At 70.1% G+C, this 25,212-nt stretch carries 21 protein-coding genes; 13 read left to right on the forward strand and 8 right to left on the reverse strand.

What is annotated here, in order from left to right; genetic code table 11:
- Window positions 1-102 precede the first annotated feature (102 nt).
- Window positions 103-1,035 carry a LysR family transcriptional regulator gene (locus tag CTB96_RS05180; protein WP_248283222.1) on the forward strand — a complete coding sequence of 311 codons (933 nt, stop codon included), beginning with the start codon at window positions 103-105 and terminating at the stop codon, window positions 1,033-1,035.
- Between the two features lie 37 nt (window positions 1,036-1,072).
- Here CTB96_RS05180 and CTB96_RS05185 read toward each other — a convergent pair whose 3' ends face one another.
- Complete coding sequence (locus CTB96_RS05185; protein ID WP_110125794.1) at window positions 1,073-1,699, reverse strand: CueP family metal-binding protein; 627 nt, start codon at window positions 1,697-1,699, stop codon at window positions 1,073-1,075.
- Between the two features lie 529 nt (window positions 1,700-2,228).
- Between CTB96_RS05185 and CTB96_RS05190 the strand changes: the two genes are divergently transcribed.
- The 9 genes from CTB96_RS05190 (at window position 2,229) to CTB96_RS05230 (ending at window position 13,060) form a co-directional block, all read left to right on the forward strand.
- A complete protein-coding gene (locus CTB96_RS05190) occupies window positions 2,229-3,044 on the forward strand; it encodes an aminoglycoside phosphotransferase family protein (protein WP_110125795.1) in 816 nt (271 codons plus the stop codon).
- A 207-nt stretch (window positions 3,045-3,251) separates the two neighbouring features.
- On the forward strand, window positions 3,252-5,135 hold the full coding sequence (locus CTB96_RS05195; RefSeq protein ID WP_110125796.1) for a beta-glucoside-specific PTS transporter subunit IIABC: 1,884 nt from the start codon (window positions 3,252-3,254) through the stop codon (window positions 5,133-5,135).
- The gene (locus CTB96_RS05200; protein ID WP_110125797.1) at window positions 5,122-6,573 is read left to right on the forward strand and encodes a family 1 glycosylhydrolase; all 1,452 of its coding nucleotides are present in this window, start codon (window positions 5,122-5,124) and stop codon (window positions 6,571-6,573) included. Before CTB96_RS05195 ends, CTB96_RS05200 begins: the two co-directional genes overlap by 14 nt.
- 41 nt (window positions 6,574-6,614) lie before the next feature.
- Window positions 6,615-7,445 carry a PRD domain-containing protein gene (locus CTB96_RS05205; RefSeq protein ID WP_110125798.1) on the forward strand — a complete coding sequence of 277 codons (831 nt, stop codon included), beginning with the start codon at window positions 6,615-6,617 and terminating at the stop codon, window positions 7,443-7,445.
- 72 nt (window positions 7,446-7,517) lie between these two features.
- Window positions 7,518-8,204, forward strand: coding sequence for a histidine phosphatase family protein (locus CTB96_RS05210; protein WP_110125799.1), 687 nt, complete (start codon window positions 7,518-7,520; stop codon window positions 8,202-8,204).
- Window positions 8,205-8,298: 94 nt separating this feature from the next.
- Entirely contained in the window at window positions 8,299-9,357 is a 1,059-nt protein-coding gene (locus tag CTB96_RS05215; protein ID WP_181397142.1) for a LolA family protein, read from the forward strand.
- Entirely contained in the window at window positions 9,354-10,412 is a 1,059-nt protein-coding gene (locus CTB96_RS05220) for an ABC transporter ATP-binding protein (RefSeq protein ID WP_248283223.1), read from the forward strand. Before CTB96_RS05215 ends, CTB96_RS05220 begins: the two co-directional genes overlap by 4 nt.
- A gap of 79 nt (window positions 10,413-10,491) precedes the next feature.
- A complete protein-coding gene (locus CTB96_RS05225; RefSeq protein WP_110125956.1) occupies window positions 10,492-11,334 on the forward strand; it encodes an ABC transporter permease in 843 nt (280 codons plus the stop codon).
- A gap of 154 nt (window positions 11,335-11,488) precedes the next feature.
- Entirely contained in the window at window positions 11,489-13,060 is a 1,572-nt protein-coding gene (locus CTB96_RS05230; RefSeq protein ID WP_110125800.1) for a Mur ligase family protein, read from the forward strand.
- Between the two features lie 12 nt (window positions 13,061-13,072).
- Here the strand turns inward: CTB96_RS05230 and hutI are convergent, their stop codons facing one another.
- The 5 genes from hutI to hutH are packed head-to-tail and all read right to left on the reverse strand — an operon-like array spanning window position 13,073 to window position 20,300.
- Window positions 13,073-14,263, reverse strand: coding sequence for an imidazolonepropionase (gene hutI / locus CTB96_RS05235; RefSeq protein WP_110125801.1), 1,191 nt, complete (start codon window positions 14,261-14,263; stop codon window positions 13,073-13,075).
- On the reverse strand, window positions 14,260-15,648 hold the full coding sequence (locus tag CTB96_RS05240) for a formimidoylglutamate deiminase (RefSeq protein ID WP_248283224.1): 1,389 nt from the start codon (window positions 15,646-15,648) through the stop codon (window positions 14,260-14,262). Before CTB96_RS05240 ends, hutI begins: the two co-directional genes overlap by 4 nt.
- Window positions 15,645-16,853: an allantoate amidohydrolase gene (locus CTB96_RS05245; RefSeq protein WP_110125958.1), complete on the reverse strand. Its 1,209-nt coding sequence runs from the start codon at window positions 16,851-16,853 to the stop codon at window positions 15,645-15,647. The genes CTB96_RS05240 and CTB96_RS05245 overlap by 4 nt, the downstream gene beginning before the upstream one ends.
- Window positions 16,846-18,612 carry a urocanate hydratase gene (hutU, locus tag CTB96_RS05250; RefSeq protein ID WP_110125802.1) on the reverse strand — a complete coding sequence of 589 codons (1,767 nt, stop codon included), beginning with the start codon at window positions 18,610-18,612 and terminating at the stop codon, window positions 16,846-16,848. The genes CTB96_RS05245 and hutU overlap by 8 nt, the downstream gene beginning before the upstream one ends.
- 41 nt (window positions 18,613-18,653) lie before the next feature.
- Window positions 18,654-20,300, reverse strand: coding sequence for a histidine ammonia-lyase (gene hutH, locus CTB96_RS05255; RefSeq protein WP_110125803.1), 1,647 nt, complete (start codon window positions 20,298-20,300; stop codon window positions 18,654-18,656).
- A gap of 259 nt (window positions 20,301-20,559) precedes the next feature.
- On the opposite strand from hutH, the gene CTB96_RS05260 reads away from it, so the two are divergent.
- Together CTB96_RS05260 and CTB96_RS05265 are read left to right on the forward strand one after the other, a co-directional pair.
- Window positions 20,560-21,075: a mycothiol transferase gene (locus CTB96_RS05260; protein WP_110125804.1), complete on the forward strand. Its 516-nt coding sequence runs from the start codon at window positions 20,560-20,562 to the stop codon at window positions 21,073-21,075.
- 316 nt (window positions 21,076-21,391) lie between these two features.
- Window positions 21,392-22,021 (forward strand): hypothetical protein, encoded by a 630-nt coding sequence (locus CTB96_RS05265; RefSeq protein WP_110125805.1) that lies wholly within the window; start codon window positions 21,392-21,394, stop codon window positions 22,019-22,021.
- 125 nt (window positions 22,022-22,146) lie between these two features.
- Here the strand turns inward: CTB96_RS05265 and CTB96_RS05270 are convergent, their stop codons facing one another.
- Together CTB96_RS05270 and CTB96_RS05275 are read right to left on the reverse strand one after the other, a co-directional pair.
- Complete coding sequence (locus tag CTB96_RS05270) at window positions 22,147-22,725, reverse strand: gluconokinase (RefSeq protein ID WP_110125806.1); 579 nt, start codon at window positions 22,723-22,725, stop codon at window positions 22,147-22,149.
- Window positions 22,725-24,119 (reverse strand): GntP family permease, encoded by a 1,395-nt coding sequence (locus tag CTB96_RS05275; RefSeq protein ID WP_110125807.1) that lies wholly within the window; start codon window positions 24,117-24,119, stop codon window positions 22,725-22,727. Before CTB96_RS05275 ends, CTB96_RS05270 begins: the two co-directional genes overlap by 1 nt.
- 236 nt (window positions 24,120-24,355) lie before the next feature.
- On the opposite strand from CTB96_RS05275, the gene CTB96_RS05280 reads away from it, so the two are divergent.
- Window positions 24,356-25,102 (forward strand): FadR/GntR family transcriptional regulator, encoded by a 747-nt coding sequence (locus tag CTB96_RS05280; RefSeq protein WP_181397143.1) that lies wholly within the window; start codon window positions 24,356-24,358, stop codon window positions 25,100-25,102.
- Window positions 25,103-25,212 lie beyond the last annotated feature (110 nt).

Here is a 25,212-nt window from a genome sequence, read left to right on the forward strand (position 1 = left end):
GGCTCGCGATGTGCGGACGGTGAACGGCTCCCCTGAGTATTCCTCGCGGAGAATCCTGCGGCAATGACCACTTAACCACTCCCGATGTGCATAATTGCAGATATGTCAGATTCGCCCGCCGGCGCGCCCGCCAATCCCGACGACCTGCTGGTGCTGCTCGCGGTCGCGCGCACCGGCCGTTTCACCACCGCGGCGGAGTCGCTCGGCCTCAACCACACCACCATCTCCCGCCGCATCTCGGCGCTCGAAACCGCGCTGGGCGGGCGGGTGCTCTCCCGCAGCGCGGGTGGCTGGGCACTCACCGACCTGGGCACCCGGGCGGTGCGCGCTGCCGAGAACGTGGAGGCAGCGCTGGACCTGCTGGGCGGCGCGGCCGATGCGCCCCGGGAACTGTCAGGTGTCGTTCGGCTGTCGGCCACGGATGGCTTCAGCGCGTTCATCGCCGCCCCGGCGGTGGCGAGGTTGCAACGAAAGCATCCGCTGCTGCGGGTGGAGATCGTCACCGTGACCCGGCAGGCGCTGCAGCACCGTTCCGGACTCGACATCGAGGTGGTGGTCGGCCGCCCGCAGGCGCACCGGGCGGAGGCGTTCGAGCTGGGCCGGTACACCCTGGGCATGTACGCCTCGCGGGAGTACCTGGAGCGCAACGGCACGCCCGCCAGCGTGGCCGAGCTGGTCGAGCATCCGCTGGTCTACTTCGTGGACTCGATGTTGCAGGTGGACGACCTGGATGCGCCCCGCCGGCTGGTGCCGACCATGCGCGGGTCGCTGAGCTCCACCAACGTGTTCGTGCAGATCGAGGCCACCCGGGTGGGCGGCGGCATCGGCCTGCTGCCCTGCTTCATGGCCGACCGGCACGACGACCTGGTGCGGCTGCTACCGGCCGAGTTCGCCGAGGAGCTGCCCTACTGGATGGTGCTGCGGCCCGAGGCCCAACGCCAGCCGGTGATCGCGGCCGTGGTGGACGCCCTGCGCGCCCAAATGCTGGCGGTGGCGCCGGCCCTCCGCGGCCAGAACCCAGTTCGCGAGCCGTGACCTAAGCCCCGAAAATCCCGAACTTCAGGTGCTCAGGTCACAGCTCGCGGGGGTGCAGCTCTGCGGTTGTGACGCAGGTGGGGTCTTCGGCGCGGGTGCCCAGGGCCAGCTCAGCCGTGTTCTCGCCGTCGTCGATGAGCACGGTGATGTCCAGGCCTGCCGGCAGCGTCACGTCGAAGAACCCGTTGTCGTAGGTGGTGACCTCGTCGTCGAAGAGCACCTTCGCACTCGCGTCATCGGTGATGGTCACGTGGAAATCCTCGTCGCCGAGCTCACCGACGCAGGTGGTGAGCGAGTGGTAGAAGCACTCGTGGGTGTCGGTGAGGTACGGGGCGATGGAGAGATGGAACTCGTCCTCGGGCAGGGCGAGACTGATCTCGTCGTTCCCGCTGGAGAGAAGCAGCTCGCCGACCCGCACGGAGGCCATCAGCCCGTCGGGGCGGTCCGCGAGCGGCTGCGCCTGCAGCTGCTCGATCAGGTCGGGCGCGGTGGCCGGAGCCTCGATGTCGTAGCTCGCGAGCATGGCGTCGGCCTTCGCACCCAGTCCGGCGGATGCGCCGGTGCCGGTCGAGTCGGCTGCCGACCCGCCTCCGCCGGTGCAGGCGGTGAGGGACAGGAGCAGGAGGGCGGCGCCGAGGCCAACGAGGGTTCGTGAACGGTTCATGATTCCAGCGTCGCCGCATCACTTCGGCGGTCGTAGTGACCAAAGACCCCACGCCCGGTACTCCCAGCTTCGGGCGTTCCCGGCTCGCGAACCGTGAGCTGAGCCCCAGAATTTTCGACTTTTGGGTGCTTTGCTCACGGTTCGCGGATGGGCGTGAGGTCGCGCTACGTGCCCACACCGAGCCCTGGGGCCTCCCACCGGTCGAGGCCCCTTTCCTCAGTCGAGCCCCCTTTCCGCTGGTCGAGCTTGTCGAGACCTGGTGACCCAGCCTGCGGAAGTTCACGCCTCGTTGGTCGAGCTTGTCGAGACCTGGTGACCTGGTCTGCATCTCGTGCCCGGCGTCGTTCCGGTCGCGACGGTCGTCGTTCTTGCGGGATCTCGACAGGCTCGATCAGCGGCGGTGTGCGCCTGGAGGACGGCTTGGGGGATCTCGACAGGCTCGATCAGTGGTGGGGGGATCAATCAGCGGATGGGGCTCGATCGACGGTGCAGGCTCGATCAGCGGGTGGGAGGGGGATAGCCTGAGCGGATGCAGGAGTCGTCGCCCGAGATGCACCGGCTGATGGCCGCGTGGGGCGTGACGCCCTCCGGCCCGCCTCAGCTCACGCCGTCGAGCGAGCTCATCGCGGGCGTTCGGCAGGACCTCCCGGTGATGCTGAAAATCGCTCTGGTCGACGAGGAGGTCCGGGGCGGCGCGCTGCTGGACTGGTGGGGCGGCCGGGGCGCCGCGACGGTGCTGCAACGCGAGGACCGCGCCATCCTGATGGTGCGGGCCACCGGCCCGCGCGACCTCGCGGTCATGGCCGCGACCGGGCGGGACGCGGCCGCCACTGAAATCCTCGTGCAGGCCGCGCTGGCCCTGCATGACCACCCGGCGCCGGCACCGCACGACGGGGTCGATCTCGTGCCCCTCCGGGACTGGTTCCACGACCTGCTGGTGGCCGACACCGCCGATCCGCTCCTGCAGCGTGCCGCCCTCCTGGCCGAGCGGCTGCTGACCACCACGGCGCCGGCGGCTGTGACGGTGCTGCACGGCGACATCCATCACGGCAACGTGCTCGACTTCGGCGACCGCTGGGCGGCCATCGACCCGAAGGGCCTGATCGGCCACCGCGCCTTCGACCTCGCCAACATCCTCTGCAACCCCACAGAGGCGGCCGCGCTCGATCACCTCGAGGAGCGTCTGGGCACCATCAGCCGGCTGGCGGCACTCACTCCGTCGGTGCTTCGCGAGTGGACGATCGCCTGGTGCGGGCTGTCCCTGATCTGGAGCCGCGAAGACACGGGCCGGAACTGGCACACCCGATCCGCACGGGCGATCGCCGAGCGCCTGCTCATCGGCTGAGAGGTCGGTGGCCAGGGACCGCGTTGACCGGGTGTCACGGCTCACGTGGAACGCGTGTTATCTTTGTGGCGGACATGTGACTGGTCGTGCAGGCAGGATCCGACGAAACGCTTTTGAAGCGGGACGTTGGGTCCTTTTTTTGTGCCCGAACGAGCCGGGAACGCATTGAAGCGTGTGCGCATGCCATCGGTTTCCAACGGAGGACCCATGACAACCCAGGAGAGTGCGAAAGCGATTCTCGAGCACGTCGGCGGCGCCGGCAACATCTCGAATCTGCACCACTGCTCGACCCGCCTGCGCTTCTCACTCGCAGACGACAGTAAGGCCGACGAAGCCGCCCTCAAGGCAGTGCCCGGCGTGATCGGCGTCGTCAAGGGTTCGTCCCAGACCCAGGTCATCGTGGGCAGCGGCGTCGCCGAGATGTATGCCGCAGTGGAGAAGCTGCGTGGCGGAAACCAGGCCGCCGCCCTTACCGAGAAGCGCCCGTTCAGCTGGAAGCGCTTCGGTGGCACCATCATGGACTTCGTCGTCAGCGTCTTCACGCCGATCATCCCCGCTATCGCCGGCGCCGGAATCTTCAAGTCGCTGCTCGTGCTCGCCTCCGCCATGGGCTGGATGGACCCGGCCAGCGACAACTTCAAGCTGCTCTCGGCCATCCCCGACGCCGTCTTCGGCTTCCTCCCGCTGCTGGTGGCGTACACCAGCGCCAAGAAGCTCAACGTGAACCGCCCCCTGGCCCTCGGCCTGGTCGGCGTGCTCGTCTTCCCCGCCTTCACCGCTCTCGCCACCCAGGAGGGCGGCGTCGCCCTCTTCGGTATCCCGGTGCCCGTCGTTGCCTACAACGCTCAGGTCTTCCCAGCCATCCTCGCGGTGTTGCTGCTCTCGGTTGTCGAGCGCTTCTTCACCAAGATCACCTGGGGGCCCATCCGGGTTTTCTTCGTGCCGCTGATGTGCCTGATCATCGTCGCCCCCGCCACGATCTTCCTGCTCGGCCCCCTCGGCTATTGGCTCGGAACCCTGTTGACCAGTGCCATGACCGGCCTGTACAGCTCGTTCGGCTGGGTTGCGATCATGCTGCTTGCCGGCGTGCTGCCGTTGATCATCTCCGTGGGCATGCACAAGGCCTTCATCCCGCCGACCATCGCCACGATGGGCGCCACGGGCAAGGAAGCTTTCTACCTGGTCGCCTCCCTCGCCCACAACCTCAGCGAGGCCGGCTCCAGCTTCGGTGTGGCCCTCCGCACCAAAAGCCCTGCGCTGCGCGCCACCGCCATCTCCGGTGGTGTCTCCGCCCTCTTCGGCATCACCGAACCGGCCCTGTACGGCGTCACCCTGCAGAACCGCCGCGCCCTGATCGCCGTCGTCACCGGCAGCATGACGGCCGGCGCTTACCTCGGTCTCACCCAGGTGTCAGCCTTCGCCGTCGTCGGTCCGGGCCTGGCCAGCATCTCGATGTACATCGACGCCCTGAACCCGTGGAACCTTCTCAACGCGGTGATCGGCCTCGTCATCGCGGTGGCCGTGTCCTTCACGCTCTCACTCATCCTCTGGCGGGACGACGTCTCCGGCTCGGTGCGCGCCCTCGGCGACCTCAAGACCGCCGCCGTTCAGAGCGCCAACCTGGTCAGCCCGCTGTCCGGTGAGGTCGTCGCGCTCACCGAGGTGAACGACGCGGTGTTCTCCTCCGGCATCCTCGGCCAAGGTGTCGCCATCCGGCCCACCGACGGACTCGTCCTGGCACCCATCGATGGTGTGGTCACGGCCCTGCTCGACTCGAAGCACGCCATCGGCATCCGCGGTGACGACGGCGTCGAGGTCCTGGTGCACATCGGTATCGACACCGTGCAGCTGGCCGGGGCACCCTTCACCACCCACGTCGCCATCAACGACCGCGTCGAGGCCGGCCAGTTGCTGATCGAGGCCGACCTGGCCGCGATCACCGCCGCGGGCTTTGACACCATCACCCCGGTGTTGGTCGTCAACTCGGCCGACTACACCGTGGAGATCGTCGGCTCCGGCAGTGTGACCGCGGGAGACGCACTTTTGAACGTCAACGAAAAAATTAAGGAGAACGCCAATGGTACTGCCTAAGGGATTCCGCTGGGGCGGCGCCGTCGCCGCCAATCAGGTCGAGGGCGCCTGGCGCGAGGGAGGCCGCGGACCCGCGGTGTCCGACGTGTCGACCTACAAGCCCAAGGCCGACCCCAAGGAGTACGCGCTCCACCACCAGAACACCGTCGCCAGCATCACCGCCGCCCTCGCGGATGACGACGTGCAGTTCTACCCCAAGCGTCGTGGCATCGACTTCTACCACCGCTACCCCGAAGACCTGGCCCTCTTCGCCGAGATGGGTTTCACCACCCTGCGCGTCTCGATCGCGTGGACCCGGTTGTACCCCACCGGAGAAGAGCTCGAGCCGCTGGCGGAGGGAATCGCCCATTACAAGGCGCTGTTCACCGAGATGCGGCGGCTGAACATCGAGCCGCTCGTGACCCTGTCGCACTACGACCCGCCGATGGCCCTGGCGCTCAAGCACAACGGCTGGGTCGACCGCCGCATGATCGAATTGTTCGAGCGCTTCGCCCGCACCTGCTTCACCGAGTTCGGTGACCTGGTGGACATGTGGCTCACGTTCAACGAGATCGACGGCATCATCCGCCACCCGTTCACCTCGGGCGGCATCATCGAAGAGACCGTCGAGGGCAACCTCGAGCAGGCCTGCTACACGGCGCTGCACCACCAGTTCGTGGCGTCGGCATCCGTGACGAAGATGCTGCGTGAGATCTCGCCGGGCGCGCAGATGGGGTGCATGCTCACCATGCTCACCACCTATCCCAACACCTGCCACCCCGACGACGTCGCGGCCACCCAGGCCAAGGACCGGATGCTCTACCTCTGCACCGACGTTCAGGCCGGCGGCGCGTACCCGCGGCTGGCGTTGACCGCGCTCGAGCAGCGCGGCGTGAGCATCCCGTTCGTCGACGGCGACGCCGAACTGCTGGCCGAGCATCCGGTGGACTTCATCTCGTTCAGCTACTACATGTCGATGACCGAATCGGTGCGCCCGGATGCCGAGCGCACCCCCGGCAACACCGTGCTCGGCGTGAAGAACCCGTTCCTGGACTCCAGCGAGTGGGGCTGGCAGATCGACCCGGTAGGTCTCCGGATCTCGCTGATCGACCTCTACGACCGGTACGGCAAGCCGCTGTTCATCGTGGAGAACGGCCTCGGCATGCGCGACGACCTCACCGACGACGGCCAGATCCACGACCCATACCGGATCGACTACTTCCGCGCGCACTTCGAACAGATGATCCAGGCCGTCGATGAGGGCGTGGAACTGATGGGCTATGTCAGCTGGGCACCGATTGACCTGATCAGCGCGTCAAGCTCGCAGATTTCGAAGCGCTACGGCTTCATCTACGTCGATATGGACGACCTCGGACATGGCAGCATGGATAGATTCCGGAAGGATTCCTTCTTCTGGTACCAGAAAGTGATCGCCACGAACGGCGCCGACCTGAGCTGAGCTTCATCGTTCCACTGCTCACCACGTCGACGGAGACAAGTATGCAGACCATCAAGAAAGTGCTCAACTCGTCAGTTGTGCTCGTCGTCGACGAGCGTGGCGTCGAGAGGGTGCTGCTGGGCCGGGGAATCGGTTTCGGGGCGAAAGCCGGTTCCGAGATCCCCGGCTCGGCCGTCGACCAGGTGTTCGTGGCACTCGCCGATGCCGACCAGCGCAATCTGGTGGAACTGCTCGCGCAGATCCCGGCGGAGTTCGTGGACCTCACCCGGGCGATCGTGGCGGACGCCGATGCGCACGGGCTGCACCTCGATCCGCACATCTATCTCGCGCTCACCGATCACCTGCACTTCGCGGTCGAACGCCAACGCCGCGGGCTGCAGGTGGTCAACCGGCTGGCCTGGGAGATGCGCACGGTCTACCCGACGCACTACGCCGTGGGCGAGCGCGCCGTCGTGGCGCTGCGCGAACGTCTCGGCGTAGACCTGCCCGCCGACGAGGCCGCGAACGTCGCCTTCCACCTCGCCAACGCCGAGGTCGGCAAGGCCGGGGTCGATTCGATGCGGATCGTCGAGTTGATCCGGGCGATCACCACGATCATCCAGCACACCAGCCCGGTGCAGGTGAACCGCGACGACCTGCATTCCGCCCGGTTCGTCGCCCACCTGCAGTACTTCTCCGAGCGCTTCTTCGCCGGGCGGCTGTTGGAGAGCGCCGACGACTTCCTCTTCTCCAGCCTCAGCGAACGCTACCCCCGCGCCGTGGCCTCGGCCGAACGCGTGCGCGCGTTCGTGCTGGCCGAGCACGGCGCGGCGCTGCCCAACGAGGAGGTTGCCTTCCTCGCCCTGCACATCGCGCGCGCCGCGCCCGAGTAATCAGACCACCGAAAGGCACCATCCCCCTATGGCCCAGCGCTTCACCACCAACACCACCGACCCGGATGCCGCATGAGCGGGCGCATCCACTTCGTCCGGCACGCCGAAACCCTCTTCAACGTCAACGGCCAACTGCAGGGCTGGTGCGATTCCCCGCTGACCGCCCGCGGTGAGGCGCAGGTGGCCGCGCTCGGCGAGTGGATGCGCGACGTACCGCTGGCCGCGGCGTTCATGAGCGACCTCACCCGCACCCGCACCACCATGGCCGGTGCGCTCGCCGGGCATCCGCAGCTCGTGCCCACTCCGATGACGGAACTGCGCGAGTGGCACTTCGGCGGCTGGGAGGGCCAGCCCAACGCCTCGCTCTGGGATCCGGTGTTCGCCGAACACGGCACCGTTTACTCGCCCGGATCGGCGGCGTTCGGCGCTATGACCGCGAACGGGTTCGACAGCGTGCTCGACGCCATCCACCGCCTTGACCCGGTCGGTAGGGCGGAGAACGCGGCCGCCGTGAACGCTCGCATGACGGTGGCGCTGGCCACGGTCGTCGCGGCCGCGAACCTGGCACTCCAGCAGGACGCCGGCGACATCGTCGTGGTCACCCATGGCGCCGTGCTCGGCACCCTGCTGCGGGCCCTCATCCCCGGGCACCGGGCCACCGCCGGGTTCCCGAACTGCGCGATCGTAAGCGTCAGCCCCCAGGGCGACGGCTGGGTGGCGGCGACGGTCGACGCCTCCTGCGCTGCACCGCTGGTGTAGCTGAGCGACCGCCCACAATCCGGTGGAATTTCCAGCCTCGAAGCGTAGGGTCTGAGGTAGAAGCGCGCCACAGTGACAACGGAGGTTGCTCGTCATGTCCCGACCCTGGCTGAAGTGGATGCCCGCCGTAGCGGTGCCCGCCGTGATCGTGGCGGGGGTACTCGCCGTGCCGCTGCAGGCCGGCGCCGCGGTCGACCTGCCCGAGAAGACGCCCCAGGGCGTGCTCGAACTCGCCGCCGGCAGCACCGTCGACACATTCTCCGGCACTCTCGAGCAGTCCTCCGAACTCGGCCTGCCCGAGGTGCCCAGCACCGGGGATGCCGCCACCGCTGAATTCGCCGACGCGCTCGACCTGCTCACCGGCAGCCACACCGTGCGGGTCTACCAGAACGGCGACGACCAGAGCCGGGTGCAGGTGCAGGACACCATGTCGGAGCGCAACCTGATCCGCAACGGCTCCGACGTGTGGGTCTACGACTCGGCCGACAACACCGCCACGCACGTGACCCTGCCCGCAGACGCCGGCGCGACCGGCGACACCGGTGAGAGCTACACGCCGGGCGAGCTGGCCGACAAGTTCCTCGCCGACGTGACCCCGAGCACCATCGTCAGCCTGGCCGAGAACACCCAGGTGGCCGGCCGCAGCGCCTACGAACTCGTGCTCACCCCGAACACCGACGACACCCTGGTGGGCTCGGTCTCGATCGCGGTCGACGCCGAAACCGGGCTGCCGCTGCGGGTGCAGGTCGAGGCTCGGGATGCCGATGAGCCGGCGGTCAGTGTGGCTTTCACCTCGCTCAGCCTCGAGGCCCCTGCCGCCGACCTGTTCTCCTTCGCCCCGCCGGCCGGGGCCACCGTGTCGGAGGAGACCCTGCCGACCAAGGATGACGCCGCGCACGCGGAGACAGACCAGAGCGGTGCCACCGTGATCGGCTCCGGCTGGGACGCCGTGCTCGCCGTACCCGCCGGCGAAGACGCCGACCAGCTCGCCGAGCTCACCGCCTCGCCGCTGTACACCCAGCTCACCGACGCCGTCGACGGTGGCCGGGCCCTCAGCACCACCCTGGTGAGCGTGCTGATCACCGACGACGGCCGGGTCTTCGCCGGGTCGGTTCCGGTGGAGCGGCTGCAGGCCGCCGCCGCCCAGGAGTGAGCGCGGTAGGAACGACAGCCGGCGCCGGTGTCGGCGACCTGGCCATCGAGACTCGCGCGCTCACCAAACGATTCGGTCAGCAGACCGCGGTCGACGCCATCGATCTCGCCGTGCCGCTGGGGTCGGTCTTCGGCTTCCTCGGCCCGAACGGGTCGGGCAAGACCACCAGCATCCGGGTGATGCTCGGGCTCGCAGCCGCCACCAGCGGCGAGGTCAGCCTGCTCGGCGAACCCATGCCGGGCCGGCTGAGCCGGGTGCTGCCGCAGGTGGGCGCCCTGGTCGAGGGCCCGGCGTTCTACCCCTTCCTCTCCGGTGCCGCCAACCTGCGCCGGCTCGACAGCGCCGACCGGGCCGCTCCCAGTGGAACCCGCCGCACCAGGGTCGCCCGGGCGCTCGATCGGGTGGGGCTCACGAATGCGGCCGGCAAGAAAGTCTCCGCGTACTCGCTCGGCATGAAGCAGCGCCTGGGCATCGCCAACGCCCTGCTGATGCCGCGCCGCCTGCTCGTGCTCGACGAACCCACCAACGGCCTCGACCCGCAGGGCACCCGCGAGGTGCGGGCCCTGGTGCGCTCACTCGCCGACGAGGGCACCACGGTGTTCGTCTCCAGCCATCTGCTCGCCGAGGTGGAGCACGTGTGCACCCACGCCGCCATCATGAGCGCGGGCCGGCTCGTGGCCCAGGGCACCCTCGACGCCCTGCGGGCCGGCGAGTCCCGGGTGCGGGTGCGCACCCCGGATGCCGCCGCCGCCATCCGCGTGCTGGCCGATGCCGGCCTGTCGGCCGCGCCGGAGCCCACGCCGGGCGATCGCGGCGACGCGCGCTCCACCGACCCCTGGGTGAGCGCGTCCCTCGAGGTGCCCTCCTCCGGACGAGTTGCCCCGCCGCAACCGGGCAACTCGTCCGCGCCGGGGCAGCTCGCCGCCGCACCCGAGGTGCTGGTGGCCGCGCTCGTGGCGGCCGGGGTGCGGGTGCGCGGCTTCGAGGTGCAGAACACCAGCCTCGAAGACCGGTTCGTGGCGCTCACCGGGGAGGGGTTCGACGTTGTCCGATAACCCATCGGCATCCGGTGCGGGCCGGCCCGGTGCCGCACAGCCGGCAACCGCATCATCCGACCTTTCGGCCGCGGCGCAGATCGAGACACGTGCCGCCCGGCCCGGCGGCGCCTGGGCGCTGCTCGTCTCCGAGCTGACCGTGCTGTTCCGCCGCCGCCGCACCTGGGCGCTGCTGCTCGCGCTCGCCGCCGTGCCCGTGCTCATCGCCGTGGCGGTACGGCTCTCCGCCAGCACCCCGCAACCCGGCCGCGGGCCGCCCTTCCTCGACCAGGTCACCCAGAACGGGCTCTTCGTGGCCGTGACCGGACTGATCGTCTCGATCCCGCTCTTCCTGCCGCTCACCGTGGGGGTCGTCGCCGGCGACACCATTGCCGGTGAGGCCGGGCTGGGCACCCTGCGCTACCTGCTCGTGGCCCCGGCCGGCCGGGTCTGGCTGCTCGTGGTGAAGTACGTCGGCGCCGCGGTGTTCTGCCTGGCGGCCACCGTCACCGTCGTCACGGCGGGGGTGCTGGCCGGGCTCGCGCTCTTCCCGGTAGGCCCGCTCACCCTGCTCTCCGGCGACACGATCAGCCTGGCCGAATCGTTCGGGCGCGCCCTGCTCATCGCCGGCTACGTCACCGTGTCGCTACTCGGCCTCTCGGCCATCGGCCTGTTCTTCTCCACCCTCACGGTGGTGCCCGTCGGTGCCATGGCCGCCACCATCGTGCTCTCGGTGGTGGCACAGGTGCTCGACTCGCTGCCGCAACTGGACTGGCTGCATCCGTGGCTGTTCAGCCACTATTGGCTCGATTTCGCCGACCTGTTGCGCCAGCCGATCGACGCCAGTTCGTTCGGCGCGAACGCCCTGCTGCAGGGCGGCTACCTGCTGATTTTCGGGGCTCTCGCGTACGGCCGGTTCGCCACCAAAGACATCCTGAGCTGACCTCGCCCTAGTCGGCGGCAGACGTTACGGCTATATTGCCGCCACATATGAGTTCAACATGAGGATGCCTCGCGCGGCTCATTCTCGGCATTTTGCATAGATCTGCCGCATACGGTTTCTTCAGCCCGCTCTGCACCAAATGAAGGATCCAGCCATGACCAGCGAAAGCATCCCCCCGGTAGTGCGTCCGCACCACCCGCCCGCCGTGACCCTGGCGCAGGTCGCCCGGCGCGCGGATGCCCGCCCCGGCAGCGATGCTGATTCAGTTGTCGTGACCGGCATCGCGGTGTCCACGCAGTCGGTGCAGCCGGGGGACCTGTTCGTGGCGCTTCCCGGCGCTCGGGGCCACGGTGCTGACTACGCCGACCGGGCTGTCGCGGCCGGTGCGGTGGCCGTACTGACCGATGTGGACGGCGAGGCCGCCGCGCGAGCCGCCGGCGCACCGATCATCGTCAGCGACCGGCTGCGGCAGCGGCTCGGCGACCTCAGCGCCTTCATCTACGGCACCGCAGAGCACAGCCCCAAGCTGTTCGGCATCACCGGCACCAACGGCAAGACCACCACAGCCCACGTACTCGAGGCGGTTCTGCGCCAGATGGGCCTGGCCACCGGACTCTCGACCACAGCGGAACGCCACATCAACGGCGAGGTGTTCGTTTCGCGGTTGACCACCCCGGAGGCCACCGATGTGCACGCCCTGCTCGCGCGGATGCGGGAAGAGAACGTGCAGGCGGTCGTGCTCGAGGTCAGCGCCCAGGGACTCACTCATGGGCGGGTCGACGGCATCGTCTTCGACTGCGTCGGCTTCACCAACCTCAGCATCGACCACCTCGACGACTACGGCACGATGGAGAACTACTTCGATGCCAAGGAGATCCTGTTCAGCCCCGAGCGCGCCCGCGCCGGCGTCGTCAGCCTGGAGACGACCTGGGGTGGCCGGCTGCTGGCCGAGCAGCGCATCCCCGTGCAGTCGATCTCGGCCGACGCTGACACCGAGCCGGACTGGCGGCTGGAGATCCTGGGGGCGGACCCTTCTGGCACCCGATTCCGGGTGACGAACCGAGCCGGTGAAGCGGTCGAGAGCAGCGTCGCCCTGCTGGGTGAGCACCTCGTGGCGGATGCCGGGCTTGCGATCGCGATGATCGTCACCGCCGGTTACCCGGCGGAGCAGGTGCAGGCCGCGATCGGCTCCGGCATCGAGGTTTACATCCCCGGCCGCACCGAGTGCGTCTCCGGGCCCGACGGCCCCCGGGTGTACGTGGACTTCGGCCACAGCTCCGACGCGTTCGAGAAGACCCTTCGCGCCGTGAGAGCGGTGACCGAGGGCCGGGTGATCATGCTCTTCGGCGCCGACGGCGACCGCGACCCGCACAAGCGCGCCGAGATGGCGCGGGTAGCGGCGGCCGGTTCCGACATCGTGGTCATCACCGACCACCATCCGCGGTTCGAGGACCCGGCCAGCATCCGGCGGATGCTGGTGGAACCCGCCCGCAAGGCATACCCCGGCATGCAGATCGTGGAGGTGTCACCGCCGGAGGCCGCGATCGACTACGCCGTCGACCTGGCCCGGGAGGGCGACGCCATTCTCTGGGCCGGCCCCGGGCATCAGGACTACCGGGATATCAGGGGCGTACGCACGCCGTATTCCGCCCGGGCGTTGGCCCGGGAGGCACTGGGCCGGCACGGTTGGCCGGCCTGGGACCAGAGCAGCCTCGCCGACGCGTGACTCGGGCGGGTCTCAGAACGTCGGGCGGAGGCGGGCGGCCCTCACCCCTTCGGTCCAGGTGGCCAGGCAGAGCTGCACGCCCGGCCGGTAGGCCAGGTGGGCCACCGACGGGGCGTCCAGCACCTGCAGGTCGGCGCGACCCCCGATCGTGAGTGAGCCCACCGCATCCGGCCCGTGCTCTCGGCCGACGGCCCGGGCGGCGCCGCGGGTGGCCGCCCACACCGCCTCCCGCACGGTGAGGCCCATCTGCAGCACGGCCGTGGCCACGCAGAACGGCATCGAGCCGGTGTAGGAGGTGCCGGGGTTGCAGTTGCTGGCCAGAGCGATGTGCGCGCCGGCGTCGAGCAGGGCTCTGGCAGGCGGGAACGGCTCGCGAGTGGACAGGTCGCACGCCGGCAGCAGGGTGGCGACGGTGTCGGAGCCGGCGAGGGCGTCGATGTCGGCGGGCTGGAGGTGGTTGCAGTGGTCGACGCTGGCGCAGCCGAGCTCCACCGCCAGCTGCACCCCGCCGCTGAAGCCCAGCTGGTTGCCGTGCAGGCGGAGACCCAACCCGGCGGCGCGGCCGGCGAGGAGCACCTCGCGGCTCTCCTCCACGTCGAACGCCCCGGTCTCGCAGAATGCGTCGATGAAGTCCACGTGCGGGGTGACGGCGGCGAGCATCGGTCCGGTGACCAGGTCGAGGTACTCGCGTCGATCCAGGCCCGGCGGAACGACGTGCGCACCGAGGAAGGTGACGACGTCGGCGACCTCCGCGGCCGCCCGGGCGGAACGGAGTTCACTGGTCAGGTCGAGGCCGTAGCCGGTCTTGGTCTCGAGGAACGTGGTGCCGGATGCTTCGGCTTCCCGTCGCAGCCGGCGGGCGTTGCCGATCAGGTCGGCCGTGCTCGCGGCCCGGGTGGCCGCCATGGTGGTGGCTATGCCGCCAGCGGCATACTTCTGTCCGGCCATGCGCGCTTCGAATTCGGCGGCGCGGTCACCGGCGAAGACGAGGTGGGTGTGTGTGTCCACCCAGCCCGGCAGAACCGCCCGGCCGCCCACGTCCACGGCGGTGTCGGTGGCGGGGGCGTCGGCGGCCGCGCCGATCCAGCTGATGCGTCCGTTCTCGATCACGAGCGCGGCATCCGTGAGCCTGTCGTCATCGTGAGCGAACTCGGCGGCCTGGGTGGTGAGTTCGCTGATTCCGGTGATCAGTTCGGCGGTCATCGGATGGCCTTTCCGTAGGATGCGGCGTCCAGGGCAGTGAGGGCGTCGCGGAGGAGGTGCGCGGGGGAGCCGTCGAGGGTGCCGGCCGCCGCTATGCTGCCGACCAGCCGGCCCCGGTCGGCCACGATCCGGCCGGCCACGATCACGCGCTGCACATCGGTGGCGGTGGCGGCGAGCACGAGCTGCTCCGGGCGCGCGCCCAGGGTGCGGATGCTGGCCGCATCCACTTCAACCAGGTCGGCCGGGTCGCCCGCCGTGAGCAGCGTCTGGCCGAGACCGAGCGATCTGTATCCGTGTGTGCTCGCCGCGAGCAGTAGCTGGGCCGGGCTGAACCGGCCGCGGCCGCCGGAGGCGAGCCGTTCACCCATCTCCAGGCCGCGCATCTCCAGGAAGGGGTCGACGACGGCGTTCTGGTCGGAGCCCAGCGCGATCGGTGCTCCCGCGTCCGCGAGGGCACGGGCCGGGCCGATCCCATCGCCGAGGTCGGCCTCAGTGGTGGGGCACATCACCACGGTGACGCCCGCCTGGCCGAGAAGCGCCAGGTCGTCGTCAATGAGGTGGGTGGCGTGCACCACGCTCAGCCGCGGGTCGAGCGCCCCGAGCCCGGCCAACACGGCGGTCGGAGTCACGCCATACGCGGCCAGACAGTCGGCGTTCTCCTGCGGTTGCTCGGAGAGGTGGATGTGCAGGGGAAGCTCGGCCGGCAGGCCCGCCAGGATCTCCCGCATGGCTTCCAACGGAACGGCCCGCAGCGAATGGAGGGCCGCGCCGAGGGTGACGAGGGGCGCGCCGGGCGCATCCGTCTCGAGCACGCTGCGCAGGGCGGACCAGCGGTCGAGCCAGCCGGCGGCGGACCCGTCGCCGAAGCGCAGCTGCTCCGGCAGCAACGATCGGTGGATGCCGCCGGCCAGATAGCTGGTGTCGAGCAGCACCAGGCGGATGCCCACCTCACGGGCGGCGTCGGCCAGGGCGAGTTCCATGGCGTGTGGCTGCGGATATGGTGTGCCGTCGGCCCGGTGGTGCAGGTAGTGGAATTCACCGACCGCGGTGTAGCCGCTGACCAGCATCTCAGCGAAGACCGCCCGGGCGAGCTGCCGGTAGAGCTCGGGGTCGAGGGTACCGGCGGCGGCATACATCGACTCGCGCCACTGCCAGAAGTCACCGCCGTCGTCGTGGGTGCGCCCGCGAAGCGCCCGGTGGAACGCGTGCGAGTGCGCGTTCGCCAGGCCGGGCAGCACGGTGCCCAGCCGGATGTCGCCGGGCTCGGCCGCTACCTCGTCGTCGCGGCGCTCGATCCGGCCGGACTCGCCGACCGTGAGCCGAACCCCGGAGACGGCCGCGCCGTCGGCCAGGAGGGTCTCGCACCAGTAGGTCACGTGGCTCACAGCAGCTCCCGCAGCAGGGTATCCAGCGCCTCGACGCCGGCGAGGCAGTCCTCGAGGGTGGCGAACTCGTCGGGCGAGTGCGAGATGCCGGTGGGGTTGCGCACGAACAGCATTGCGGTGGGCACGCGGGAGGCGAGCACCCCGGCATCGTGGCCGGCGCCGGTGGGCAACGCGGGGATGCCGCCGAGCACCAGGGCGAGCCGGGCCGCGAGCTCGGCATCGAAGGCGACGGTGCTGGTCCAGGACTCCTCGACCACGGTGGCAGAGCAGCCGGCGTGCGGGGCTTGCAGCCGGGCGGTGATGTCGGCCACGACGGCGCGGGCCTGGACGTCGGTCTCGGCGCGGGCGTCGAGCCAGGCGTGCACGGCGGAGGGGATGACATTGGTGCCGCCGGGCACCGCCTCGATCCGTCCGACCGTGGCGCGGGCGCCGGGGCTGGCCAGGGCGGCCTGCTGCACGGCGACGATGGCGTGCGCGGCGGCGACCATCGGGTCGCGGCGGTCGGTCATCAGGGTGGCGCCGGCGTGATTGCCCTGGCCGGTGAAGCTCAACCGCCAGCGGCCGTGGGCGAGAATCGACGAGGCCACCGCGAGGGGCTCGCCCAGGTCGATCAGACCGCGGCCCTGCTCCACATGCAGTTCCAGGAATATGCCGATGCGGTCGATGGCGTCCTGGTCGCGGCCGAGGTGTGCCGGGTCCAGTCCGGCGGTGACGGCGGCCTCGGCGAGGGTGATGCCGGCCCGGTCGGTGAGTCGGCGGGCGGCGTCTGCGTCGATGGCGCCGGAGAGCAGCCGGGAGCCCAGGCAGGCCACACCGAAACGAGAGCCCTCCTCCTCGGCGAAGACCAGCACCGCGCAGGGGCGCGTAGGCACGAAGCCGGCCGCCTGCAACCGGGCGACGGCGTCGAGGGCGGAGACCACGCCCAGTGGCCCGTCGTAGGCGCCGCCGCCGGGAACGGAGTCGAGGTGGCTGCCGACGACAACGGCGCCCGGTCCCGGAGCGCCCCACCAGGCCCAGGTGTTGCCGTTCCGGTCGACCTCGACCGCGAGGCCGAGCCGTTCGGCACGTTCGGTGAACCACGCGCGCAGCTCGAGGTCGGCGCCCTGCCAGAGGTGCCGGGAGTAGCCGCCGGCGCGCAGGTCGCGGCCGGTGCCGGCGATCTCGTCCAGGCCCGCGAGCAGGCCGTGGGCGACGAGGTCAGGCATCCGGCGCATCCGTGGCGGCAGCGGCGGCCGGTGCCGGCGCATCCGTCTCCCACATCGGCACCCGCAGACCGCGCTCGCGAGCGACCTCTTCGGCGCGTTCGTAGCCGGCGTCGACGTGCCGCATCACGCCGGTGCCGGGGTCGTTGGTGAGCACCCGGGCGATCTTCTCGGCCGCCAGCGGCGTGCCGTCGGCCACGATCACCTGGCCGGCGTGGATGCTGCGGCCGATGCCGACCCCGCCGCCGTGGTGGATCGAGACCCAGGTGGCGCCGGAGGCGGTGTTCAGCAGCGCGTTCAGCAGCGGCCAGTCGGCGATGGCGTCGGAGCCGTCCTTCATGCCCTCGGTCTCGCGGTAGGGCGAGGCCACCGAGCCGGAGTCGAGGTGGTCGCGGCCGATCACGATCGGGGCGGTGAGCTCGCCGGAGGCGACCATTTCATTGAACTTCAGGCCCGCCAGGTGGCGTTCCTGGTAGCCGAGCCAGCAGATGCGGGCGGGCAGGCCCTCGAACTGCACCTTTTCACCGGCCGCGGTGATCCAGCGGCGCAGGTGCTCGTCGTGCGGGAAGAGCTCGACGATGGCCTTATCGGTGGCCGCAATGTCGGCCGGGTCGCCGGAGAGCGCGGCCCAGCGGAACGGACCCTTGCCCTCGGCGAAGAGCGGGCGGATGTAGGCGGGCACGAAACCGGGGAAGTCGAATGCCCGCTCGCAGCCGCCGAGCAGTGCCTCGGCGCGGATGGAGTTGCCGTAGTCGAAGACCTCGGCGCCGGCATCCTGGAAGTCGACCATGGCCTGCACCTGCTTGGCCATGGCGGCCCGGGCCCGGTCGGTGAACTCCTCCGGCTTATCGGCCGCGTAGGCGTGCCAGTCGGCGACAGTGACGCCCTCGGGCAGGTAAGCGAGCGGGTCGTGGGCGCTGGTCTGGTCGGTGACGATGTCGATTGGCACGTTGCGGGCACGCAGTTCGGGGAAGACGGTGGCGGCGTTGCCGACCAGACCTACCGAGAGCGGCCGGCGTTCAGCCTTGGCGGCGAGCACCCGGGCGATCGCGTCGTCGATGTCGTCGGTCATCTCATCGAGGTAACCGCGCTCCACCCGGCGCTGCAGCCGGGACGGGTCGACGTCGACGATCAGCACAACACCCTCGTTGAGGGTGACTGCCATCGGTTGGGCGCCGCCCATGCCGCCGGCGCCGCCGGTGAGGGTGAGGGTGCCGGCCAGGGTGCCGCCGAACCTCTTCGCGGCCACGGCGGCGAAGGTCTCGTAGGTGCCCTGCAGGATGCCCTGGGTGCCGATGTAGATCCAGGAGCCGGCGGTCATCTGGCCGTACATTGTGAGGCCGAGGGCTTCGAGTTTGCGGAACTCCGGCCAGGTGGCCCAGTCGCCAACCAGGTTGGAGTTGGCGATCAGCACCCGCGGCGCCCACTCGTGGGTGCGGAACACACCGACGGGCTTGCCGGACTGCACGAGCAGGGTCTCATCCTTCTCGAGCGTGGTGAGGGTGCGCACGATCGCGTCGTACGCCTCCCAGTTGCGGGCGGCCTTGCCGGTGCCGCCATAGACCACGAGCTTCTCCGGGTGCTCGGCCACCTCAGGGTCGAGGTTGTTCATCAGCATCCGCAGCGGGCCCTCGGTCTGCCAGCTCTTGGCGGTGAGGGTGGTGCCGCGGGCGGCGCGCACGACGCGGGGCGGATGCGCGTCGATGGCGGGTGCATCCGTCACCGCGGAGTCGGCGGGGCTGGTCTCGGTCAGGTCGGGCATGAGCGGGGTCTGCTTTCTCGAGAGCTGAAGGGAGTGACGGTTCAGTACAGGTCGCCGGTGGCGCTCTGGGCGGCGGCGAGCACGGCGCCGCTCCGCACGGAGGCAGCGACCGACTCGATCTCAGGGGAGAGGAACCGGTCGGGGCCGGGGCCGGCGACGTCGCGGCGTACCTCGGCGAGCACGGCGCCGGTGGCGGGACCGGGCAGGAGGGGGGCGCGCAGGTCGAGGGCGCGGCTCGCGGTCATGACCTCGATGCCGAGCACCCGGGCGAGCCCGTCGATGCCGGTGCGTAGCTTGCGGGCGGCGTGCCAGCCCATCGACACGTGGTCTTCCTGCATGGCCGAGGAGGGGATGGAGTCGACCGAGGCGGGCACGGCGAGGCGCTTGAGCTCGGAGACGATGCCGGCGGCGGTGTACTGGGCGATCATCAGGCCGGAGTCGACCCCCACGTCGTGGGCAAGGAAGGCGGGCAGGCCGTTGTTGCGGGCCGGGTCGAGCATCCGGTCGGTGCGGCGCTCGGACATGCTGGCCACGTCGGCCACGGCGATGGCGAGGAAGTCGAGCACGTAGGCAACCGGGGCGCCGTGGAAGTTGCCGTTGGACTCGACCCGGCCGTCGATGGTGACGACGGGGTTGTCGATGGCGCTGGCCAGTTCGCGGTCGGCGATGCGGCCGGCGTGGTCGACGGTGTCGCGGGCGGCACCGTGCACCTGTGGGGCGCAGCGCAGCGAGTAGGCGTCCTGCACCCGGGTGCACTCCGGCCCCTTGTGGCTGGCCACGATGGAGGAGTCGGCGAGCAGGTGGCGCAGGTTCGTGGCGGAGGCCTGCTGGCCGAGTTGCGGGCGCAGGCTCGCGAGGTCGGCGGCGAAGACGGCATCCGTGCCGAGCAGGGCCTCGATGCTCATTGCCGCGGCGATGTCGGCGCTGGCGAGCAGGGTGTGCAGGTCGTGCAGGGCCAGGCTGAGCTGGCCGAGCATGCCGTCGGTGCCGTTGATGAGGGCCAGGCCCTCTTTCTCGGCCAGCAGCACGGGTTCGAGGCCGGCCGCGGCGAGGGCGTCGGCGGCGGGCATCTCGGTGCCGGTGTGGTCGCGCACCGTGCCTTCGCCCAGCAGGGCCAGGGCGCAGTGGGCCAGCGGGGCCAGGTCGCCGGAGCAGCCGAGCGAGCCGTATTCGCGCACGATCGGGGTGATGCCGGCGTTGAGTAGGCCGGCGTAGGCCTCGGCCGTCGACAGCCGGATGCCGGTGCGGCCGGTGAGCAGGGTCGACAGGCGCAGCAGCATCAGGGCGCGCACCGTCTCCCGTTCCACCTCGGCGCCGGAGCCGGCCGCGTGCGAGCGCACCAGGCTCTGCTGCAACCGGGTGCGGTCGGCGGCGTTGATGAAGGTGGTGGCCAGGGCGCCGAAGCCGGTGGAGATGCCGTAGTGCGGCGCCGCGTCGGTGGCGAGCACCTCGATGGTGGCCCGGCTCGCCGACACGGCCGCGCGGGCGTCGTCGCCGATGACCACCGGGGCGTCGTGGCGGGCCACGTTGACGACATCGGCGACCGAGACCGGCCCGGTGCCCACGGTGACGGGTGCGGTGGCGGTCACTCCGTCGGTGCTGACGTTGGCGGTGCGGGCGGTGTCGGTGCTGGCGGGGAGGCCGGAGGGAGTGCCGGTGCCGGGGAGGATGGTGTCGAGGGGCTGCATGGTTCCATCTGACTCCAGTCGGGGCATCCGCGCAGTGCCTTTCGGGCACCTCGTGTCTCGCATGCGAGACACTCTGGCTCCCACTGCCTCTCGGCCAGCAGCGGATCCGCGAAACGCGGGTCAGGCGCCGCTCCGCCCGTGGCGCGCCACCCGCGAACCGGCGCCGCACCCGCGCGGCTCCCGGGGCGCCGCCCCGCCGGGCTACGGTGGGAGGAGAGGCCGGACCGTGCCGGTCGCATGACCCACAGGAGGACCCCGGATGCTCTCGACCGACCTGATGCGCGACGCCTTCAGCCGGGTGCACGACAGTGTGCACGCCAGCCTGCTCGGCGCCGGACCCGAGCTGCTGGAGTACCGGGCCGACCCGCAGGCCAACACCATCGCCTGGCTGGTCTGGCACCTCACCCGCGTGCAGGACGACCACATCGCCGGCTTGATGGACGGCCCGCAGCTCTGGACGACGGCGGGCTGGCACAAGCGCTTCGACCTGCCGTTCGCCGCATCCGCTACCGGCTACGGCCAGAGCGCCGGCGACGTGGCCGCCGTGAAGGTGGGCGCCGACCTGTTGCTCGGCTACTTCGACGCCGTGCACGAGCGCACCCTCGACTACCTCGACACCCTCACCGAAGCTGACTACGGCCGCGTCGTCGACACCCGCTGGACCCCGGCGGTGACCCTGGCCGTGCGGCTGATCAGCGTGATCAACGACGACCTGCAGCACGCCGGCCAGGCCTCCTACGTGCGCGGCCTCGCCCAGCGGGCCGGCCTGCACTGACCGGTCACACGACCCGCGAGAGCGGCCCTGTGGCCGCCTCGCTGCGCTGTGGTGACCGCAACTCCGCTTTCGCGAGCTGAGGGAATCCGCGAGGTGAGGGGCTCCGCGAGCGGATGGGGTTGGTTCGCGAGAGCGGCCCTGTGGCTACCTCGCTGCGCTGTGGTGATCACAACCCCGCTTTCGCGAGATGCTGCATCCGCGAGAGCGGGGGTGTGGCTGCCTCGTTGCGCTGTGGTGACCATAAGTCCGCCCTCGCGAAGGGTGTGGCGGGAGGGCCCGGCTAGGCTCTGAGCAGCACCTCGACACTGGAGAGCCCGTGGCCCACTCGTATCCGCTGTATGTGAACGTGCTGGCGCAGTGCTTCTGCTGCCAGTCGTTGCAGCCGTTCCACTTCACCTCGGCGACCGACCAGGTGGTGTGCATGCATTGCCTGCGCCACCTGGGGCCGGACAAGGCCGAGCAGCGCGACACCGACCACATCCAGCTCTGGCTCGGCCAGTTCGCCGCCCAGCAGCAGACCCTGCACGAGCTCAGCATCAGCACCACGGCCACCATCGCTGCGCGCGACGCCGAGATCGCGGCGCTCGCCGCCCAGGTCGCCGACCTCACCGGCATCGTGGCCGGCCGGTTCGACCGCGGCCCCGACGCGGGCCTGCGCGGCCTGCTCGAGACCGAGGTGCTCAAGCGCGCCGAGCGCAAGGCCGAGCTGGGCCAGCGCCGCACGGATGCCGCGATGGCTGTGCTCTGGCAGATCGACCGGTTGCACCGGGTGAAGCCGGCCGACCCGCAGCACTGCGGATGCGGCAAGTCCGCCGCGAAGTGCCCCGAGGCCCGAGCGCTCGGCCCGATGCGCCAGGCGCTGGGCGACTGGGAGGCCAAGAACATCAAGCTCCACGCCGCTGGCCAGCGGCACGCCCTACCCGCCGGTCACCCCGCCCTCGCCTGACCGACACCCGCGCAGACAACTGTTCCCGGTGCGGACTTCTGCGGCCGGCGTGCCGGGCGCAATTGTCCGCATCGGGAACAGTTTCGGCAGAGGTGACGCGGGCGCCGCGCTGCGAGGGCCCTGCGTCAGACCGCGGGGCGGGCGACCGAGGACCGGCCGGGGGTGGGGGCGCCCAGGGCCGACGAGCCGGGGCTGGGAGTGAGGCCCAGGAGGCGCACGATCTCGGCGGCCTCCTCGGCGGGCTTCCGGCCGGCGTCGATGGTGATGGCGTTCTCGTCGGCCTCCGGCGGTTCGAGCGTGGCCACCTGCGAGTCCAGCAACGCCGGCGGCATGTAGTGGTCGCTGCGGGTGGCCAAGCGCCGCCCGATCAGGTCTTTTGTGCCGGTGAGGTGCACGAAGATCACGTTCTGCTCGCGCAGCACGTCGCGGTAGCGGCGCTTGAGCGCCGAGCAGGTGATGATGCCGGGCACGCCCGCCATGGTGTGCTCGATTATCCACGATGAGATGGTGTCGAGCCAGGGGGCCCGGTCCTCGTCGTTGAGCGCCTCGCCGGAGGACATCTTGTCGATGTTCTCCTGCGGGTGCAGGTCGTCGCCCTCTTCGAGGTCCCAGCCGAGCTGGCCGGCCAGGATGCCCGCCACGGTGGACTTGCCCGAGCCGGACACCCCCATGATCACGAGAACGGGTTGCTGCGTCGCGATCATCAGATCACCACGTTCAGGAGCAGCACGCCGGCCAGGCCGGTCACCGAGATGAGGCATTCCATCACGGTCCAGGTCTTCAGCGTCTGCGGCACGTCGGTGCCGAGGTACTCCTTCACCAACCAGAAGCCCGCGTCGTTGACGTGTGAGAGGAACAGCGACCCGGCGCCGATGGCCAGAACCATGAGCGAGACATCCGTCGCGCCCAGGCTGGCCGCGACCGGTGCGAGGATGCCGGCGGCCGTGACGGTGGCGACGGTCGCCGAACCGGTGGCGACGCGCACGAGCGCGGCGACGACCCAGGCCAGCACCAGCACCGAGATGCTCGAGCCGTTCACGGCGTCGGCGATGACCGTGCCGATGCCGGTGTCGATGAGCACCTGCTTGAAGCCACCGCCGGCGCCGACAATGAGCAGGATGCCGGCGATGGGCGGCAGTGAATCGGAGAGCGACTTCGAGACGGCGGCGCGGTCCATGCCGCCGCCGCGGCCGAAGACGATCATGGCGTAGATCACGGCGATGCCCAGCGCGATCATCGGAGTACCGAGGAAGTCCAGCGCCGCGTTCAGCGGGTCGGTGGAGTTGGGGTTGATCGCGTCGGCGATCGAGCGCGCCAGCATCAGCACGACGGGCAGCAGGATGCCGGACACCGTGGCGAGGAAGCTCGGGCGCTTGACGTTCTCGTCGAGACCCTGGTCGGCGGCGGTGATGAACATCTCGGGAACGGGAACCTTGACCCAGCGGCTGGCCAGCTTGCTGAACAGCGGGCCGGCGATGATCACGGTGGGGATGGCGATGAGCACGCCGATCGCCAGGGTGAGGCCGAGGTTGGCGTTCAGGGTGGTGACGGCCACGAGCGGGCCGGGGTGCGGCGGCACCAGGCCGTGCATGACCGACAGGCCGGCCAACGCCGGGATGGCGATGCGGATGAGCGACTGGCCGCTGCGGCGGGCCACGAGGATGATCACCGGGATGAGCAGCACCAGGCCGACCTCGAAGAACATCGGCAGGCCGATGAGGCCACCGATGAGCGCCATGGTCCACGGCAGGGTCCGCACGCTCGACCGGCTCACCAGGGCGTCGACGATGCGGTCCGCTCCGCCGGAATCGGCCAGCAGCTTGCCGAACATGGCGCCGAAGCCCACGAGCACGCCCACGCCGGCCATGGTGGAACCGAAGCCGGCCCCGAAACTCACGACGGCGTCGTTCGGCGTCATGCCCGCACCGATGCCCACACCCACGGCGCCGATGGACAGAGCCAGGAACGGGTGCACCTTCAGCCAGGTGATGAGCACGATGATCACGGCAACGCCGATAATCGCCGCGAGGATGAGTTGCAGGGTGCTGCCGGCGGGAACCACCGGTTCCACCGCCTGAATCGCACGGGTCACATTCATCTCGAATCCGTTCCGAGGCCGCGTCCCTGCGACCTCATCGTCATGTGGTGAGCACGCGTCTGTCTACCAGCTCGCAATGCGGCATAGTGAAGGAAGGAACACGTGATCTGATTAATCTGATTAATCAGATTTATAAAGTGTTACATAGTGGTGCCACCGGGTCAAGAAATCCGATTGGGACCGCGGCAGGAGGGCGCGAACGGATGCGCGCACACCGCATCGGATGGAGCGAGGGAATGGCTATGGCGGGTATGGGCGAGGACACCCGGAGTGACCGGGGCCTGCACGCCCGCGTGGTGAATGCCCTCGGCCTGCAGATCGTCGATTCCCGGTACGCCCCCGGCGACATTCTCAACCTCGACCGGCTCGCCGACGAGTTCGCCGTCTCGCGGTCGGTGCTGCGCGAAGCCCTACGGGTGCTGCAGTCGCTGGGCATGGTGGAGCCGCGTCAGCGGGTGGGCACCCAGGTGCTGGCCCGGCACTCCTGGGACCTGTTCAGCCCCCAGATCATCTCGTGGCGTGGCCGCGGTGATTACTTCGCCCAGATGCGCGAGATGCTCGAGCTGCGCCTGGGCATCGAGCCGGTGGCGGCCCGGTTGAGCGCCCGCCTGATGACAGCGGAGCAGCGCGCCGCGGTGGCCACGGCTGCCGCGGTCATGGTCGACGCCGACCGGGCGCATGACGGCCGGCGCTACCTCGAAGCCGACGTCGACTTCCACACCCTGATTCTGCAGGGCTCGGGCAACGCCGTGATGGGGCACTTCGCGAGCACTGTGGCCGCCCTGCTTCGCACCCGCGAGCAGGAGAAGCGCTTCACGATCACCGACTACACCCCGGCATCCGCGCACCGGCACAACGACCTGGCGCTCGCGCTGGTGCAGGGCGATGAGGATGCGGCCTACCGCTGGGCCTACGCCACCATCGAGGCGACCCTGAACGAGTTCGTAGCCGAGTCGACCGGTACCGCCCCCACTCCGAGCTAGGTCGCCGAGGGGGCGCACCGCCATGCACCGGCGGTCGAGCTTGTCGAGACCTCGTGAGGCGCGCGTCCGACGCGGGCTTCGTTCCTGAGATCGGGTTGCCAGGTCTCGAC

The sequence above is a fragment of the Cryobacterium arcticum genome, from assembly GCF_003185895.1.
Classification (GTDB): Bacteria; Actinomycetota; Actinomycetes; order Actinomycetales; family Microbacteriaceae; genus Cryobacterium; species Cryobacterium arcticum.

Coding starts and splice junctions, on each gene's coding strand:
- CTB96_RS05180 (WP_248283222.1), top strand. CDS start 103: ATGTCAGATTCGCCCGCCGGCGCGCCCGCCAATCCCGACGACCTGCTG.
- CTB96_RS05185 (WP_110125794.1), bottom strand. CDS start 1,699: ATGAACCGTTCACGAACCCTCGTTGGCCTCGGCGCCGCCCTCCTGCTC.
- CTB96_RS05190 (WP_110125795.1), top strand. CDS start 2,229: ATGCAGGAGTCGTCGCCCGAGATGCACCGGCTGATGGCCGCGTGGGGC.
- CTB96_RS05195 (WP_110125796.1), top strand. CDS start 3,252: ATGACAACCCAGGAGAGTGCGAAAGCGATTCTCGAGCACGTCGGCGGC.
- CTB96_RS05200 (WP_110125797.1), top strand. CDS start 5,122: ATGGTACTGCCTAAGGGATTCCGCTGGGGCGGCGCCGTCGCCGCCAAT.
- CTB96_RS05205 (WP_110125798.1), top strand. CDS start 6,615: ATGCAGACCATCAAGAAAGTGCTCAACTCGTCAGTTGTGCTCGTCGTC.
- CTB96_RS05210 (WP_110125799.1), top strand. CDS start 7,518: ATGAGCGGGCGCATCCACTTCGTCCGGCACGCCGAAACCCTCTTCAAC.
- CTB96_RS05215 (WP_181397142.1), top strand. CDS start 8,299: ATGTCCCGACCCTGGCTGAAGTGGATGCCCGCCGTAGCGGTGCCCGCC.
- CTB96_RS05230 (WP_110125800.1), top strand. CDS start 11,489: ATGACCAGCGAAAGCATCCCCCCGGTAGTGCGTCCGCACCACCCGCCC.
- hutI (WP_110125801.1), bottom strand. CDS start 14,263: ATGACCGCCGAACTGATCACCGGAATCAGCGAACTCACCACCCAGGCC.
- CTB96_RS05245 (WP_110125958.1), bottom strand. CDS start 16,853: ATGCCTGACCTCGTCGCCCACGGCCTGCTCGCGGGCCTGGACGAGATC.
- hutU (WP_110125802.1), bottom strand. CDS start 18,612: ATGCCCGACCTGACCGAGACCAGCCCCGCCGACTCCGCGGTGACGGAT.
- hutH (WP_110125803.1), bottom strand. CDS start 20,300: ATGCAGCCCCTCGACACCATCCTCCCCGGCACCGGCACTCCCTCCGGC.
- CTB96_RS05260 (WP_110125804.1), top strand. CDS start 20,560: ATGCTCTCGACCGACCTGATGCGCGACGCCTTCAGCCGGGTGCACGAC.
- CTB96_RS05270 (WP_110125806.1), bottom strand. CDS start 22,725: ATGATCGCGACGCAGCAACCCGTTCTCGTGATCATGGGGGTGTCCGGC.
- CTB96_RS05275 (WP_110125807.1), bottom strand. CDS start 24,119: ATGAATGTGACCCGTGCGATTCAGGCGGTGGAACCGGTGGTTCCCGCC.
- CTB96_RS05280 (WP_181397143.1), top strand. CDS start 24,356: ATGGCTATGGCGGGTATGGGCGAGGACACCCGGAGTGACCGGGGCCTG.